This is a genomic window from Phenylobacterium sp., from assembly GCF_044358365.1.
In the GTDB taxonomy this organism is placed as follows: Bacteria; Pseudomonadota; Alphaproteobacteria; order Caulobacterales; family Caulobacteraceae; genus Phenylobacterium.
Map to the genome: position 1 here is coordinate 1 of NZ_JBIKNZ010000036.1, position 15,110 is coordinate 15,110.

Genomic DNA, 15,110 nt, shown 5'->3' on the forward strand with positions numbered 1-15,110 from the left:
GGCTCAATCCGGCGCATCTGCGCCTGCGACAACCAGATCAAATCACTCATGACGACGCCTCCATGCGCCGCCAGTGAATCAGACCAACCCCGCCTTGGGAATCATTTCAATGGGTCCTGAGCCTAGAGACGGGGCGGCGTGTGGCATACTATCCGAACGCGAGGACCGGCGAGGTGGTCGAGGCCATCCGCGCCGCCAACCGCGTAAGCGGCCCGGTGAATGTCGTCGGCCATAGCTATGGTGGACCGGACGCCTACAACGCCGCGGTCCGCGCCGGTCGGGAAGGCTTGAGGGTGGACAATTTGGTGACCCTGGATCCGGTGACGGCGTTCTTTGCGAAACCCGAATCCGGTCGACCTTTGGGCTCATGGACCAATGTAACCGCCGTCCCGCCCGAACCTCAGCGGGATTGGTTTACTAACTTCCTCTTCCTTTCGAAGAATCCGTCGACGCTCCCGGCCAACGTTGCGGATCGCCGTCCGTCAGTCGCAGCCCAGCATGGTGATGTGGATCTGTTGATGACCCGGAGCGGTGCGCGCGGTGTGCTGGACGCCAGCCGAGAGCCCAAAACGGACACCTTGATCGACGGACAACCGATCAAGACCTGGATGCAGACCCGAACGCAAAGTACACGCGAATGAGCGAGGGCGACTGGATTTCCCTCGCTATCGTTGGCGTCTGTGTACTCATGTCGGCTCCCGGCATCGTCATTGCGTTTCTGACGAGCGCCTGGCGCGGCGTCTTCGTGAATGCCGTCATCTATCTCGTGGTCGGGACCGCGATCCCGATGTCTTTGCTTGTACAGAACAAGCTCGATCATGGCGCTTGGGGACCGAAGAGCTGGCCATACATCGAAATGGGATACACCCTGATGGCCGTGGTGGGCCTTGGGATCTACTGCCTGATCTTTCTACTGATCGGGATCCCGGTGGCGACCATGCTCCGACGGCGCCGGCAAGGGCGGAAACCGCGAGGCCTTGAACCCAAGTCGGCAGCCAAAGGTGGACATCGTGAGTGACGGTCCACCGATCGGCGCACGGATGACGACCTGGGGCGCGGGTGCGCGTCGATGAACTGGTTTCGCCCGGCCATCATGGGGGTCTGCGCGATCCTGTCGACGCCCGGTTTGATCATCGCGCTTCGCCAAAGCGCCTGGTACGGCATGGTGGTGAATTTTACGCTCTAAGTCTTCGTGGGTATCATCATCGTTTGGCTTCCGCTGTTCCAGAACGCCATCGAGTATGGCGCGGTTCTACCGGAAAACTGCCAAGGTCGTGACTTCAGATACCACGCTATGGCAGTTGTTTTTGCTGCGTTTTATTGGCTCATACTGCAGATCGTTGCTATGCCGCTGGCAGTCTTGATCCGGCGTCGGGCAAGGCGAAGCGACCCGTGATCAGGTCGGAAGTTACTCGGTGAGATTGCCCGAGGCACCCTGCACGAACTCCAGACCTTAACGCGGCCGCCTCAGGCCCGCGAACATTTCTGACCGCCCGAACGGGCATTCCCAAACCAAAGGACGACCATGGAACATGACGACGCCTATCTGGCGGGCGAGGGCGACCTCGTGCGCGACGACGACCGCATGCTGGAAGAGACCGGCGCGGATCCGGAGATGTTCGAGCTGGAACTGGACGGGCAGGTGCACACCCTGCCGGCGGCGCTGAAGGGCGCGGTGCTGCGGCAGGCGGACTATACCCGCAAGACCCAGGAACTGGCGGAGCACCGGCGCGCGCTGGAGGCGGAACGCGAGGCGCTGGCGGCGCGGGTGAACGCCCACCAGGGTGCAAGCCGGGACGAACAGCGCCTGGCGGCGCTGGATGAGCAGATTGAAGATTTCCAGGCCGTAGACTGGGAGGGCTATGCAGCCGAAGATCCGGAGGGTGCGCAGGCGAGCTGGTCGACATTCCAGCGACTGGCGCAGGCGCGCGAGCGGCTGGCCTATGCGGTCAGTCACCACCAGGAACGATCCGCGCTGCAGGCGGCGCGCGAGGCGGCCGAGGCGATGGCCGAAACCGGGCGCAAGCTGAGCGAAGAGATCGAGGGTTGGTCGCCGGAGGTGGCCGGCAAGCTGGTGGACTATGCCCAGGCGTTCGGCGTGACCATGGAGGAGCTGCGCGAGATGGCCGATCCGCGCCTGTGGAAGCTGTTGCACAAGGCCTGGAGGGCCGATCAGGCCAGCGAGGTCGGGGCGCGGGAGACTGCACAAGCGGTGCGGCCGGCGGTCTCCATCAGCGGCGGCGGCGGCGGGGCGGGCGGCGTCCGCGACGAGCTGGCGACCAAGGAATGGATGCGCCGGCGCAACGAACAGATGGCGCGGGGGCGCTGATGGCTGCGTTTCTGAAGGGGAACCTGCCGGGGCCGTCGGCGCCTTCGCCGTTGCCATCAGGGCCGTTGATGAGCCTGCGGGCCTATGCCTCGTTGACGGCGGCGCCCCGGAAGGCGCAGCCGCGTGGAACGCACGTTACCTTGCGGAGTTTCGATATCTTTTCCAACATGCTTGAAGAAGCGACCGGCCACGAGCTGCCGGAGCCGATCAAGAAGATCCTGCCGGATCACATGTACACCGAGTACGACGACGGTCGGGAGTAGTACATTTTTCGAGGTGGTGAGAAGGATTTCAGACTCGAGGCGCAGGTCGATCCTGCGCGTCAAAGCCCTGACTATGGGCGCGGCGAACGGGTGCTCCATGAGACGTACCTTCCGGGTGTCGCGGCAAGAGACGCCAAGAGGCCCTCCGAGCGTTCGGCCGCCTGGATCAATCGTTCAGGCACACTCTATGGGTACCCGATCGCCAATTCCAACATGGCTGTAGGCGACCAAACCGAAGTCCAGTTTGGCAAACGGGTTGGAGATGATCAAACCTGGGGGTGGAAAGACGGACCAAGGTTTGCACCGTGGCCGTGGATCGATCATCTGAGGGACTCCCTTGCGCAGGCGCCTAGAAAACCTCGCTGAGCGATGTCGGGGTCTTTCGGAGACTACGCCTGAGGGCCAAGACCCATAGGGGCGCTATCAGGGCGAATGGTGCGGCAACGACCGGGAGAGCGATACCCCCAATGTCGTCCATGATGACCATGTAGGCGATGAGGCCTCCCAGGGTCGGTGCACCCAGAAGCAGGATCGAAGCAATTCTGCCAATCCGGACAACCAGGCTGCCCGGCGGCGGTTCCCGCCACAAGAGGTACAACAGTCCATTGGTGGTCACCAAGTACAGCACCAATCCTGAAATCAGCAGAATGGAGCGCTGATCGTCGTCCAGACGAAGGTCAAATGACCCGACGATAAATGAAACCGCGAGCGCCAGGACAAGCGTGAAGGCAGTGTAGCGCCAACGCAGAGACTTCATCCGGTCTTCCTTCAATGTCGACGACAGCGCCCGATTACGTTGTTCCTATATTGTTCTATCGCTTCTGATCCAGAAAACAAGAGATCTGGCCGTCTTCCAACGGCTCCGGCGACGGAGGCCCGGTGGAAGGAACCGGCCAGATCACCTCAATCGAACCTGCCGCCGCCTGACCGGCTGCGACCGAGCACGCGCGACCCTCGCGCCTCGGACGCCTTTGCGCGGCCCAAACCCAACCCATTCAAAAGGATATTTCATGCCCAATACCATTCTGTCCGCCACCGCCGTGACGCGGGAGGCGCTTCGCGTGCTGCACCAGAAGCTCAACTTCGTGGGCACGATCACGCGCGACTATGACGACAGCTTCGCCCAGCAGGGCGCGAAGGTGGGCGACACGCTGAAGGTGCGCCTGCCCAACCAGTATGTGGTGCGGACGGGTCCGAACCTGGCCGCCCAGGACACCGTGGAAAACTCGGTGGACCTGAAGGTGCAGACCCAGAAGGGGGTGGACCTGAACTTCACCTCCGTAGACCTGACCATGGCCCTGGATGACTTTTCGGAGCGGATCCTGGAGCCGGCGATGAGCGTGCTGGCCGCCCATATCGAGGCGGACGCCATGACCATGTACCGCGATGTCTACAACCAGGTGCAGGGCGCGGGGCCTGCCACCTTCACCCGGGTGCTGCAGGCCCGCAAGATTCTGGTGGACAATCTGGCGCCGCTGAACGGGCGGACCTGCAATCTGAACACCCAGGACAATGTGGATCTGGTGGACGCGCTGAAGGGGCTGTTCAACGACAAGACCACGATCGCCAGGCAGAACCGTGAAGGCTTCATGGGACGTACGGCCGGGTTCGACTTCATGGAGAACACGCTGTGGCCCTCGCACCTTCGGGGTCCCTCCAACGCTGCATTCATCGTGAATGGTGCGGGCCAGACCGGCGCCACCCTGACCGTTTCGACCGGAGCCGGCGCGCCGGCGGCCGGTGACGTGTTCACGATCCCGGGTCTGTTCCGGGTGCATCCGGAGACCAAGCAGTCGACGGGCGTACTGCAGCAGTTTGTGGTCGGGACCGGGGCGACGGCGACGTCGTTCCCGATCTCACCGGCGATCGTGACGTCGGGCGCATGGCAGAACGTTTCGGCCTCGCCGGCCAACGGCGCCGCCATCAACTTCGCCGGCACGGCATCGGTCAACCACGGCATCTCCATGGCCTATCAGAAGGGCGCGTTCGCCTTCGCCACGGCGGACATGGTACTCCCCACAGGCGTGGACTTCGCCTCGCGCGAGGTGTTCGACGGCGTCTCGATGCGGATCGTGCGCAATTACGACATCAACGGGGACAAGTTCCCGTGCCGTCTGGACGTGCTGTACGGCTTCAGGACCATCCGGCCGCAGCTGGCCTGCCGTCTGGGCAACAACTAGCGGGGTGGCGCCGGGCGGTCCTGAGGGACCGCCCGGGCCTTGCTTTCGCCGCGGGCGACTGTTGACGTTCTTCTATTGTTCTGTTTTTCTGGAGGCCAGATGCTATTCAAAGACAGGGATCGGGCACTGACGGCCGCGGAATGGGGTGACGTCGGCGCGCTGAGCGGCATTGAAGAAGGCCCGCCGATAACGGTGCGTCCCGGACAGAAGGCCGTAATTGATTCACTCATGGGGCGTTCAGGATCTGATTCATTGTCACAGCGAGCGCAGGACGCCTGTGGACGAGCCAGCCGGTCAGGAAAAATCCGTGTCCGCTGAACGGCGGAAACTTACGATTCCGCGTTGGGTGCTCCGCGCGTGGCTATGGATCAGCCTGCCCGTAAGCCTTATCCACTACTACGGCATTCCGGGTCTGATCGTTTATGGTCTCTGGCTAGAGATCGGAAACACGATCAGCATCCCTTTCTCACTGGTTCCCGTGACTCTCGCCCTGTTTTTCCCGGAAGGCACACCTGCCATACTATCAATCATCCTGTTTGGCGTGATGACGGCGCTGATGGATCGGGTGATTGTCAAGCGCGTGCCGGGCGCGATGCCGCTTGTGGCGTTTGCCGGCGCCATGGTCGCCTGGCTGATACTGAGCGCGATGCCGTTCCTGGTCTGGATCGGGCTGGCCATGCTGTAGGCGGCGCATCGCGCGACACGCTGGCTGCGATCTAGCCGGGACGCGCCGCCACTTTTTCATTCCCCTCAATGCCGCCTCCGGGCGGCTTTTTCATGTCTGGAGCCCAAGATGGCGATCACGACCTATGCCGAACTGCAGGCCGCAGCGGCGAACTGGCTGGTGCGGGCGGATCTGACCGCGCGCATCCCGGAATTCATCGCCTTGGCGGAGGCCCGGTTGAACCGGGTGATGCGGGCCAGGCTGGCCGAGGCGGAGGTTTCGCTGTCGGCGGGCGCGGGCGTACGGACGCTGGCGCTGCCGGCCGGGTTCACCGAGCCGCTCAGGCTGTGGATCGCGCGGGGGACGGACCGGTACGAAGTGCCGTTTCGCGAGGCCGGGCTGATCGGGGTGTCGGCGCGGCGTGGCGAGCCGGGCGCCTGGACGGTGGATGGCGCCAACCTGGCTTTCGACCGGCCCTGCGACCAGACCTATGGCTTCACGCTGCGGATGCTGCGCCGGTTTGCGCTGTCGGACGCGGCGCCGACGAACGGGCTGCTCACGGAATTTCCGGACCTCTACCTGTTTGCGACGCTGAGCGAGGCGGCGCCGTTCCTGCGCGATGCGGAACTGGCGGGCGCCTATGAGAGCAAGCTGGCCCGCGCACTTGGCGACGCCAACGCCAGGGAGGCCCGCAGCCGCGCGCCCGGGCGGCTGAGCAGTGAGCTGCCGGACCTGATTGCGGCGCGGGGCGCGTGATGCTGCTGCCGCCGGGACCGGATACGCCGGAGGGGCTGCGGCCCCTTCTGAAATCCATGCATGACGCCTTGGGCGCGCTAATCACGCCGGGGCGACCGACGCCGCTGTGGGCCGTGGCGCAGGCCGGATTGCCGCCGGCCGCCAGCCATCCCCAGACCCTGGTGCTGGTCACCGACCTGAACATTCTCGCCCATTCCAACGGGATCAACTGGATCCGCCAAGACACGGGAGCCGTGATCGTCTGATGCCTTCATCCTGGTCAACTTCACTCCGGTTCGAACTGCAGTTCACCGGCGAAAACATCAATCTTTGGGGGGAGAAACTCAACGCCGTCCTGCAGAAGGCGGACTATGCCGTGGCGGGCTGGCTGACCAAGCCGCTGACCGGCAACGCCGCCCTGACCACCGCCAACGCCAAGGACGACGAGGCGCGCGCGGCGATGATCAAGTTCACCGGCGGGGCCGGGCCATTTACGGTGACGGTGCCGGCAGTGAGCAAGACCTACCTGGTCTGGAACGCCTGTGCGGGACCGGTGATCCTGACCACGGGGGCGGGCGGGACCGTAACCGTGGACCCTGGCGACATCGTTTGGGTGCTGACCGACGGGGGCGCGGTGAAGACGCCCGGCTATGGCGGCGCCTCGATCAAGGACTGGGTCTCAGGCGTGGCCTGGTCCTACAACGCCGGCGCCCTGCCGGCCCAGAGCGGAAACGCCGGCAAGGTGGTCGTTACAGACGGGACCAACGCCAGCTGGCGGGCGCTCTCCACCTCGAATCTCAGCGACTATGCGAGCGCCGTAAGGGGCCTCGCGCTCGCCTTCGCCATAGCCCTTTAGGAGACACTGACGATGCCGGTTACAGCCAATTCCATCATCACGCCCCAGACGCCGCAGACCAGCAACGCGGCGTGCTCGGCGGCCAACACGACCTATACGACCAGCCCCACCAACACCGTGCTGCTGATCACGGCCGGCGCCAACGGGGCGCGGGTGACGCGGGTGGGCGCGATCCCGCTGGAGACCCTGGCCAGCGCGGTGCAACTGCAACTGTTCCGATCGCGCGACGCGGGGGCGACGCGGGTGTTTTTCGAAAGCGCGGTGGCGGGTGCCTACACCATGGCCGACACCACCGAGGTGCCCACGGCCGACTTTGGCTTTTCCGACGACAACCCACTGATCCTGGCGCCGAACGAGCGGGTCTATGCGGCCGTGCGCGTGGCCAAGCAGATCACCTTCAACGCTGAATGGGCGGACTACTGATGGTGCGGCAGAAGCTTAGGGGGTTTGTGGGGCAGGGGGTGGATGGGAAGAAGCTTCTACGGGGGGCAATGGCGCAGCTGATTGTCTTTGCGGACGTCAACTCAGGCAATGGAAGCATCAGTCCAAGGTTCGCTGGTCTTGGGCTCATATTCGCATGGGGCGCAGGAGGCGGGGCTTTAGGGGGCAATGGCTCCGATCCGGGCGGCGGCGGCGGAGCTGCGCTGTTCAAACTTGTCCGAATGGTGTCCAGGCAACCGATTTCCTACCTAGTTGGCGTTGGTGGGAATGCGGCCGATGGCACAGACACTATCGTAACCCTTCCCGACGGTCGTTTGCTTCGCGCCGGCGGTGGGAAGCTCGGAGTGGGCATAGCTGGCGGACTTGGGGGTCAAGCAGTTGGGGGAGACTTGAACAGAGCCGGCGGAGCTGGCGGCGGGAACGGTAGTGGCGCGGCTCAAGCCGGTGTCTTCGGCGGAAGTTTCGGTGCAGCGGCAGGTTCCATCGGCGGCGGGGGAGGAGCTGGCGGGTTCTCTGATCAACCCCACGGGCTGTCCGGTGGCTCTGGGAGCTCCGGTAACTCGACAGGAAACTCTGCGAACGGCGCGGCCCCCGGCGGCGGAGCTGGAGGATCGTTTGCAACCGGGGGGATTGGAGGACCGGGCCGATTCCTCTTCATCGGCCTAAGGACGTTCTGATTTCCTCAATCACCGGCTTCCACTGTCCACGCGCCGGTTGACGGAAGAGCCGCATGGATGGGTACCAATCAGTTGTACTACTTTCGCCCCAACGCCAATCTGCCGACGCTGGCAACAACAGCCATGTCGGGACTCCCATGGCCCCGGCAAGGTGAGCGCCCGCTGTATCTACAGAGATAACCAAGTCCATGCTCGCCAGTATTTCAGCCGTTTCCTGGAAATCTCGTGCACCGGTATCTTGTGGAAGCAGCGAAACGGCCCCGGGTAAAGAAAGGACCGAATTAGCACTTTCTTCGTCAAGTGATCGATCGGGATCAGGCATGTTATTGCCACTTATGATAACCGCAAGACCACTAGTATTATCAGATCGTATTTGGAAGTACGGTATTGGTGGTTTATCGTGTATTATTCCTGCAAGCGAGCACATCATTATCCACGCATCATACCGACCTAGAGTTATGCTTCCATCTATAGGTATCACCTTAACATCTAGATTATTGAAAAGCCTTGCCAAAGAAGGCGCGCAACCGAGTTCTACATTAATTCCTCTCATCTTTAAGACATTTATGTAGCGAGCGAACATTATCTGGTCGCCGAGGCCTTGTTCTGGCAGGACCAAAAGTCTCTCAACTGTCTCGCCCTTCCACTCCGGGAAGGAAAGCTTCGGTTTTCCTGGCCGCCCAGACAAAAAATGGCGGGCTTCGTATAGCGGCCATCCCTCACTGTAACGGCCTTGCCGCATAAGGAGTATTCCAAGGGCATAGGCTACCGCCGGGTTGCCGGGAAACAGTTTGAGGCCAGCTCTTAACAACGCCTCTGCCTTCTGATGATCGCCCGTGCGCTCAAGCAGCGCCGCCTGATGCCCAAGTTCTCGTGCGTCATGCATTCAAATCAACTCTTATGAAACTTCAGGCGTTTCACCCGGTTTAATGAGAAGAATCATGAGGATAACATCGTCAATGATCGACTACCCGCAAATTTCCGTCGCAAGACGCCAGGATGATTTCAGTTCGACCCGCGCAAACTCGCCGGCTTCCAGCAGGCAAGATCCGACGCCCTCGTCATTCGGCGGGACGAGGAACTTCATGCCGTAGGCGTTCGCGAGCTTCAGCATTCTGAACTACCCCAACCTCACCACGCCCATCTTGGCCAGCTGGCCTAGCGTCCGGCCGATGGCGGAGACGGGGTAGTTGACCCGGGTGGCGATTGCGGTGGGGGTTGTGTCGCCGGTTTCCACGGCGGCGAAGACGCTGAGGGTGAGGTCGCGGGGGCTGGGGATGGTGCCGAAGAGGGGGTGGTCCAGGCAGGCCAGGAGTTGCTCGCGGGTGGCGCCGGGCGTCAGGGTCAGCGGCGTTGTCGCGGAGATCTGATGGGTCGGGTAGTGGCCGAAGACCTCGAACGGGTCGAGGTTGGTGGACAGGTTGGCCGGCGCGCCGGCGAGGGGCCGGGTGAGGAAACGCCGGCGGGCGTTCAGCTCGGACCAGAGCGTCTGATACTGGCGATAGATCACCGGCCAGTCGTAGAGATCGCGCGCGCGCTGGCGGCCTGAGGCGCCCATGGCCTTGCGGATGCCGGGATTGTCGATCAGGGCCGAAAGCGCGTCAACCAGATGGGCCAGATCCAGCGCGGTGGTGGCCGAGGCGAAGCCGCAGTAGCGGTCATAGTTGAGGACGCCGATTTCGTGGCCGCGCGCGAGGGGCGTTCCCATGCCGGGCTCGGGCGCCCAGGTGGCGATGCGGAAACCATCAACGCCATCGCGGACGGTGTCGCGATAGCCATCCCAGTCGGTGACGACCACAGGCAGGCCGGCCGCCATCGCCTCGATGGGGGTCAGGCCGAAGGTTTCCTGGATATTGTCAGCGAGGGTGACGAAGATGTCGGCGGCGGCCCAGGCGTTGTCGCGTCTGGGCGGATCGCGGCCCTCGACGAAGATCAGGCGCACGTCGGGGGCGAACTGGGCGGCGCCCTGGCGAAAGACTTCCTCGACGCGTTCGGAGGGCGTCCAGCCGCAAAGGATGAGGGCCACCCGTTTGCCAGTGCGTTCCGCCGCCAGCTGAAGGCCACGGTACATGGCGTGAGGGTGCGCCTTGGCGTGATAGACCAGGCGGCCGACGAAGAGGGCGGCCACTTCATCATCGGCCAGATCAAAGGCGGCGCGGCCTCCGGCCCGCTGATCCGCGCTGAAATCGAAGTCGGCGCAGTGAACGCCCAGCGGAATGACCGGGAGCTGTGGCCCCTCGATGCGGGTATCGGCGCCATGCCGCCAGCGCAGGTAATCGGCCTCGGCCTCGTGGACGCGGCGGACTGTTTCGAGGACGGCGCTGGAGGTGCAGACCAGGGCGTCCCAGGGCATCACGGCTTCGCGCAACAGGCCGGCGATCTCGTTCATGGCGATCTGGCTGGCGGTGGTGTGGGTGACGCCGCATAGCGAATAGGCGCTGATGCCGGTCCTGACCCTGGCGCGCGCATGCGTCGCGACAGAGATGTCCGCCAGATAGAGCACGCCGGTGGCGCCGATGCGTTCCGGTTCGGCCGACTTGATCCATTCAAACGGGGCGGCCGGGTCGATGCCCTTGACGATGGCTTCGAAGCCGCGGGCAATGTCTGCATTGGGCGAGAGGCCACGGATCGGCTGGCCATCGCGGGCGTAGACGGCGGCGCGCAGGAAGCCGTTACCGGCGGCCTGACGACCCATGAGCGCCGGCTTGGCCATGTCATAGCCATCGGCATGGGCGCGGATCACGGCGGATGTGGTCTCGGACACGGGGCCTCAACGCGGTCTGGAACTGACCCGGATCATTGAGGCCGGTCGCCCGCAGACACAAGCGCGCCGCCCCCTTTTTTCAACTTGAACGTTCGTAATGGGCAGGAGGGCGCAGATGAGGATTCCCCTGGAGTTTCCACCGGGGCTGAACGGTGACGACACCACCCTGGCGGGCTCGGGGCGTTGGGCCGACGGTTCGAACGTGCGCTTCCGGCTGGGCCGGCCCGAGGTGATCGGCGGCTGGGAACGACTGATGACGGACTCCCTGACCGGGGTCTGCCGGGGGGTATTCCCCTGGACCGAAAATGCCGGCGTCCTGGACATCGCTTTCGGCACCCACAGCAAGCTCCAGCTGTGGCGGGGCGGGGCCCTGTTCGACATCACGCCTGCGGCCGGGTTCTCGACGGGCGCCATCGACGGCGCCGGATCGGCGGGGTTCGGCACGGGAGCCTATGGCGTGGGCGGGTTTGGCCTGCCGGCGGTCTCGGACTATTTCCCGCTGACCTGGTCGTTCGGCGCCTGGGGCCAACAGCTGCTGGCGAGCCCCCGCAACCAGACTATCTTCGCCTGGACGAACGACACGGCGCAGAAGGCGCAGGCCCTGGCCAATGCGCCCGCGAACGTGACGCAGATGCTGGTGGCGCCGCAGGGCGGCGGCTACCAGGTGTTCGCGCTGGGCTGCAATGAAGAGGTTTCGGGCGCCTTCAATCCGCTCTGCGTCCGCCATTCCTCGATCCGCAACAATACCCAGTGGAGCACGAGCGCCAGCGGATCGACCGCGCGGGAGTATATCCTGACCGGCGGGGGTCGGATTGTCGGCGGGCGGATGTGTGGACCGTGTCTGCTGGTCTGGACCAGCGATGCGCTGTTCCTGGGTACGTTCGTCGGAGCGCTGAACCAGCCTTGGCGGTTCGACCGGGTCGGCCGGAACTGCGGGCTGATCGGGCCGAATGCGGCGGTCGTGGTGGGGCAGGCCGCGTTCTGGGTCAGCCCTGACCGGCAATTCTATCGCTATGCCCTGGGTGGACAGGCCGAGCCGATCGCCTGCCCGATCCGACGCGACTTCGCCGAGGAACTGGCGGCGAGCCAGGGCGACAAGGTGATGGCGTCGTCCAACGCTGAGTTCTCGGAAGTCCGTTTTGACTATCCTGACCGGCGGGACGGCTATGAAAACAGTCGATACCTGGGACTTGCCCTTAGCGGCCCCGACGCGGGCGCCTGGCACCGGGGCGTCATGGCGCGTACGGCGTTTGTGGACTCCGGCCCGTCCGCCTACCCCATCGGGGCCACCTATGAGGGGGCCGTCTATCTGCACGAGAAGGGGCGCTCGGCTGACGGCGGGGGCTTCGGCTGGTTCATCGAGAGCGCGGACAGCGTGCTGGATCCCGATCGGACGATGCTGGTTCGCGGGGTCTGGCCAGATTTCAAGGATCAGATCGGCTCGGTAACGGTTGCGGTGTCGGGGCGGCTCTATCCGCAGGACAAGGGTGCGACCACACGAAGCGCGACCCTGGCCACGGGCGAGGCGAAGGGTGACCTGCTCGTCAGCGGCCGGCTGTTCCGGACACGGTTTTCAGGCCAGAGCGCGCCCACCGGATGCCGTATCGGGGTGCCGATCTTCGACGCCGCGCCGGCGGGTCGGCTGTGACGCCGGCCGAGCGGCGGCGCTGCAGCGGCTGGCTGGAGGCTGCCCTGGCGCATGCCGGCGGCGGCCACACGCTCGAGGATGTCTGGGCCATGGTGGACGCGGGAGAGGCGCAGGCCTGGCCGGGCGACCACGCAGCCATGGTGACCCTGATCGAGGACGAGCCGCAGGCGCGGCGGCTGCTGATCTGGCTGGCGGGCGGCGATCTGGAGGAACTGGTGGGCGAACTGCGCCCCCGGGCTGAAGCCTGGGCGCGGACGAACGGCTGTCAGCGTGTGCTGATCGTTGGCCGCCCGGGCTGGGAACGGGCGTTGGCGCCCATGGGTTACGCGCCGTTGGCGCGCATCATTGCGAAGGAGCTGTAGATGAGTCTGAAGCTGAGCGGGAACCGCAAGAAGTGGAGCAACGCGAGTAGCTCGACCTCCAACACGACCACAACGCCCACGGTTCCGGAATGGGGATCGAACCTGACCCAACGGGTCGCGGGCCAGGTCGGACAGGTGGCCGGTCTGGACCCGGGGTCGCTGGTGGCGCCGACACATGATCTGCAACGGCAGGCCGCGACGGCTGCAGCAGGCCTCGGACTTTGGAAGCCGTCCGGTGTGACGGGCGGACCGCGCGATCCTGCCGACGTCAGCTGGACATCCGATTTCCAGACTGCGGAGACGCCGTTTGCCTCTGGCGGCAAGGCCTATGACTATGTGGATCGCTATCTCAATCCGTACCTGAGGGATGTGGTCGACACCACGGCGGCGGACCTTGACGTGCAGGCAGGCCGCACACGGGCGCAGCAGGCGCTTGACCTGGCGGGCTCGGGGGCGTTCGGCGGTTCCGGCGCCGCCCTGACGCAGAGCATGACCGAGGGGGAGTTGTCGCGGGCAAGGGCCTCGACCCTGGCGGGGCTACGCTCGCAGGCCTACCAGACCGCGCTGGGGGCCGCGGCCGGGGATGCGGATCGGGCGACCCAGGCGCGGATCGCCAATGCGCAGACGCAGCTGCAGGACCGGGCGCAGAAGGTCGATCTGGGATTCAGGAGTCAGGGCCAACAGCTGGCGGCCGATGAAGCGATGCGCGCCAATATCGCGGCCCAGGCGGGACTGGGCGAGACCCTGCGGAGCGTCCAGCAACAGCAACTGCAGGCGCCGATGGCTCATGCGCAGCAGGTGGTGGCGATGCTGAGCGGTCTGCCGATCCAGCTCTTTACCGGGCAGCAGACAGCGGAGGCCAAGTCGGAAACCGGTTCCGGCAAGGAGACGCAGATCGGCGCGGAGATCAATGCGATCCTCAAGCGGAGCTGGGTTTGAACCATGGCCACATCCACAGAGCGGCTCGCCACGCTGGAACAGCGCCTCACGGACCACGAGTCTCGATGTGAGGAACGTCTGGGCGAGATCAAGGCCACGTCTGCCGCCACACTCAGGGCCGTTGAAGGCCTGAAGGGCCGGGCCTGGGGGGTCGTCGCCGCGCTCATGACCTGGGCGCTGGCCCAACTCTGGAGCGAAAACGCCCGTCGCCTGGAAGAGCTGGACCGGACTCTGCCGATCGCCACCGGATCCGGCCTGCAGCGCCTGGCGATGACCTCCCAACCTCAACCTGCGCGGGGCGCAGCCACAACGGAGATTCCCGAATGAAGAAGAGCCTTGCGATAGCGCTTGTCGCACTCACGTCGTCCGGCTGCAGCACCCTGACCGGACTTGCAGGCGCACGGGAGGGATCGGAGCAGGCCGAACTCCTGCGCGCTCTGGGGGATCACATCGAGAATTGCGACCGCCGCTATCAGGGCAGCCTCGGGCTGGGCGGAGGATTTACCTTCAACATCGACTGCAAGGCGCGGGTGACGCCTCAGTCCTGAGGCGCCTCGACGAGCCGGCGAAGGTAGGCGGCCACATCGACGGGCCAGGCTTCCGTCCGGCTTTGAAATGCGTCCATGTCGTCGGCGAAGAGGGCGCGGGCGGCTTCATCGAATCCCGGCAGGTCGCCGGCGAGAACCGACATCGCCCGATAGAGCGTTTCCTGAAGTCGGCGGCGACGATCCGGCTGGGCGGCCTCCCGACGAGCCTCCTCGACCAGACGCCTGAGCGCCGCAGAGGCTCCGCCCGGCTGGCCGGCCAGCCAGTCCCAGTGGCGGGGAAGCAGGGTGACCTCACGGGCGACGACACCCAGCCTGGGACGGCCGCGACCTGGGCGGGGTTCCGGGGGTTCCGTTGCGGTCATGCGCTGGCGATAGGCCGATACGGCAAGGTCCGCGCTATGGCGCAGATCGAGCTCAACCGACTGGCCGGTCTGGTCGTCCAGAATCAGCAGGCCGTGTGCGCCGGCCGCCGTCAGATCGACAGCCGTGCCTGCCACGGCGAAGAGATCCCCGGTATGGTGCGCTTTGTGGCCCTCGAAGAGGGTGAAGGTTTCTGACGAGGTCATGTGCGCTCCCGGGCGCGAGTATGGCGCATGTGGACTGCGCCATCAATAATATCCGGGTAAAATAAAGAGATGGCCAGGATAGCCCGGGAGGTTGCCCGGACTCTCCTGCGATGGCGCCACGGCAGGGATTCGAACCCT

General features: G+C 64.8%; 20 protein-coding genes. 15 read left to right on the forward strand and 5 right to left on the reverse strand.

The window, feature by feature from the left end:
- Window positions 1-173: 173 nt before the first annotated feature.
- The 4 genes from ACIQ3B_RS11075 to ACIQ3B_RS11090 all read left to right on the forward strand — a co-directional run bounded on the left by ACIQ3B_RS11075 (window position 174) and on the right by ACIQ3B_RS11090 (window position 2,592).
- Complete coding sequence (locus tag ACIQ3B_RS11075; protein WP_397402510.1) at window positions 174-641, forward strand: hypothetical protein; 468 nt, start codon at window positions 174-176, stop codon at window positions 639-641.
- Window positions 638-1,018 carry a hypothetical protein gene (locus ACIQ3B_RS11080; RefSeq protein WP_397402512.1) on the forward strand — a complete coding sequence of 127 codons (381 nt, stop codon included), beginning with the start codon at window positions 638-640 and terminating at the stop codon, window positions 1,016-1,018. Before ACIQ3B_RS11075 ends, ACIQ3B_RS11080 begins: the two co-directional genes overlap by 4 nt.
- Before the next feature lie 507 nt (window positions 1,019-1,525).
- A complete protein-coding gene (locus ACIQ3B_RS11085; protein WP_397402514.1) occupies window positions 1,526-2,329 on the forward strand; it encodes a hypothetical protein in 804 nt (267 codons plus the stop codon).
- Window positions 2,329-2,592, forward strand: coding sequence for a hypothetical protein (locus ACIQ3B_RS11090; protein ID WP_397402516.1), 264 nt, complete (start codon window positions 2,329-2,331; stop codon window positions 2,590-2,592). Before ACIQ3B_RS11085 ends, ACIQ3B_RS11090 begins: the two co-directional genes overlap by 1 nt.
- A 349-nt stretch (window positions 2,593-2,941) precedes the next feature.
- Here ACIQ3B_RS11090 and ACIQ3B_RS11095 read toward each other — a convergent pair whose 3' ends face one another.
- Window positions 2,942-3,349, reverse strand: a complete 408-nt coding sequence (locus tag ACIQ3B_RS11095) for a hypothetical protein (protein ID WP_397402518.1) — start codon at window positions 3,347-3,349, stop codon at window positions 2,942-2,944.
- 253 nt (window positions 3,350-3,602) lie between these two features.
- Here ACIQ3B_RS11095 and ACIQ3B_RS11100 point away from each other — a divergent pair, with 253 nt between their 5' ends.
- From ACIQ3B_RS11100 to ACIQ3B_RS11125, 6 genes are all read left to right on the forward strand, one after another.
- Window positions 3,603-4,772, forward strand: a complete 1,170-nt coding sequence (locus tag ACIQ3B_RS11100) for a P22 phage major capsid protein family protein (RefSeq protein ID WP_397402519.1) — start codon at window positions 3,603-3,605, stop codon at window positions 4,770-4,772.
- A 307-nt stretch (window positions 4,773-5,079) separates the two neighbouring features.
- Window positions 5,080-5,457: a hypothetical protein gene (locus tag ACIQ3B_RS11105; RefSeq protein ID WP_397402521.1), complete on the forward strand. Its 378-nt coding sequence runs from the start codon at window positions 5,080-5,082 to the stop codon at window positions 5,455-5,457.
- 108 nt (window positions 5,458-5,565) lie between these two features.
- Entirely contained in the window at window positions 5,566-6,192 is a 627-nt protein-coding gene (locus ACIQ3B_RS11110; RefSeq protein ID WP_397402523.1) for a hypothetical protein, read from the forward strand.
- On the forward strand, window positions 6,192-6,437 hold the full coding sequence (locus tag ACIQ3B_RS11115; RefSeq protein WP_397402525.1) for a hypothetical protein: 246 nt from the start codon (window positions 6,192-6,194) through the stop codon (window positions 6,435-6,437). The genes ACIQ3B_RS11110 and ACIQ3B_RS11115 overlap by 1 nt, the downstream gene beginning before the upstream one ends.
- Window positions 6,437-7,027 carry a hypothetical protein gene (locus tag ACIQ3B_RS11120; RefSeq protein ID WP_397402527.1) on the forward strand — a complete coding sequence of 197 codons (591 nt, stop codon included), beginning with the start codon at window positions 6,437-6,439 and terminating at the stop codon, window positions 7,025-7,027. Before ACIQ3B_RS11115 ends, ACIQ3B_RS11120 begins: the two co-directional genes overlap by 1 nt.
- Window positions 7,028-7,039: 12 nt before the next feature.
- On the forward strand, window positions 7,040-7,450 hold the full coding sequence (locus ACIQ3B_RS11125) for a hypothetical protein (RefSeq protein WP_397402529.1): 411 nt from the start codon (window positions 7,040-7,042) through the stop codon (window positions 7,448-7,450).
- Between the two features lie 672 nt (window positions 7,451-8,122).
- Here the strand turns inward: ACIQ3B_RS11125 and ACIQ3B_RS11130 are convergent.
- The 3 genes from ACIQ3B_RS11130 to ACIQ3B_RS11140 all read right to left on the reverse strand — a co-directional run bounded on the left by ACIQ3B_RS11130 (window position 8,123) and on the right by ACIQ3B_RS11140 (window position 10,909).
- Window positions 8,123-9,031 (reverse strand): tetratricopeptide repeat protein, encoded by a 909-nt coding sequence (locus tag ACIQ3B_RS11130; RefSeq protein WP_397402531.1) that lies wholly within the window; start codon window positions 9,029-9,031, stop codon window positions 8,123-8,125.
- An 81-nt stretch (window positions 9,032-9,112) separates the two neighbouring features.
- Window positions 9,113-9,259 (reverse strand): hypothetical protein, encoded by a 147-nt coding sequence (locus ACIQ3B_RS11135; protein ID WP_397402533.1) that lies wholly within the window; start codon window positions 9,257-9,259, stop codon window positions 9,113-9,115.
- Window positions 9,260-9,265: 6 nt separating this feature from the next.
- A complete protein-coding gene (locus ACIQ3B_RS11140) occupies window positions 9,266-10,909 on the reverse strand; it encodes a glycosyltransferase family 4 protein (protein WP_397402535.1) in 1,644 nt (547 codons plus the stop codon).
- A 115-nt stretch (window positions 10,910-11,024) separates the two neighbouring features.
- Here ACIQ3B_RS11140 and ACIQ3B_RS11145 point away from each other — a divergent pair, with 115 nt between their 5' ends.
- The 5 genes from ACIQ3B_RS11145 to ACIQ3B_RS11165 are packed head-to-tail and all read left to right on the forward strand — an operon-like array spanning window position 11,025 to window position 14,406.
- Window positions 11,025-12,557, forward strand: coding sequence for a hypothetical protein (locus ACIQ3B_RS11145; protein WP_397402537.1), 1,533 nt, complete (start codon window positions 11,025-11,027; stop codon window positions 12,555-12,557).
- A complete protein-coding gene (locus ACIQ3B_RS11150; RefSeq protein ID WP_397402539.1) occupies window positions 12,554-12,919 on the forward strand; it encodes a hypothetical protein in 366 nt (121 codons plus the stop codon). The genes ACIQ3B_RS11145 and ACIQ3B_RS11150 overlap by 4 nt, the downstream gene beginning before the upstream one ends.
- The gene (locus tag ACIQ3B_RS11155) at window positions 12,920-13,858 is read left to right on the forward strand and encodes a hypothetical protein (RefSeq protein WP_397402541.1); all 939 of its coding nucleotides are present in this window, start codon (window positions 12,920-12,922) and stop codon (window positions 13,856-13,858) included. It begins immediately after the preceding gene.
- Between the two features lie 3 nt (window positions 13,859-13,861).
- Window positions 13,862-14,185: a hypothetical protein gene (locus ACIQ3B_RS11160; protein ID WP_397402543.1), complete on the forward strand. Its 324-nt coding sequence runs from the start codon at window positions 13,862-13,864 to the stop codon at window positions 14,183-14,185.
- The gene (locus ACIQ3B_RS11165) at window positions 14,182-14,406 is read left to right on the forward strand and encodes a hypothetical protein (protein ID WP_397402545.1); all 225 of its coding nucleotides are present in this window, start codon (window positions 14,182-14,184) and stop codon (window positions 14,404-14,406) included. Before ACIQ3B_RS11160 ends, ACIQ3B_RS11165 begins: the two co-directional genes overlap by 4 nt.
- Here ACIQ3B_RS11165 and ACIQ3B_RS11170 read toward each other — a convergent pair.
- A complete protein-coding gene (locus ACIQ3B_RS11170) occupies window positions 14,397-14,972 on the reverse strand; it encodes a DUF2239 family protein (RefSeq protein ID WP_397402547.1) in 576 nt (191 codons plus the stop codon). The two genes, ACIQ3B_RS11165 and ACIQ3B_RS11170, sit on opposite strands and share 10 nt — an antisense overlap.
- Window positions 14,973-15,110: the final 138 nt, after the last annotated feature.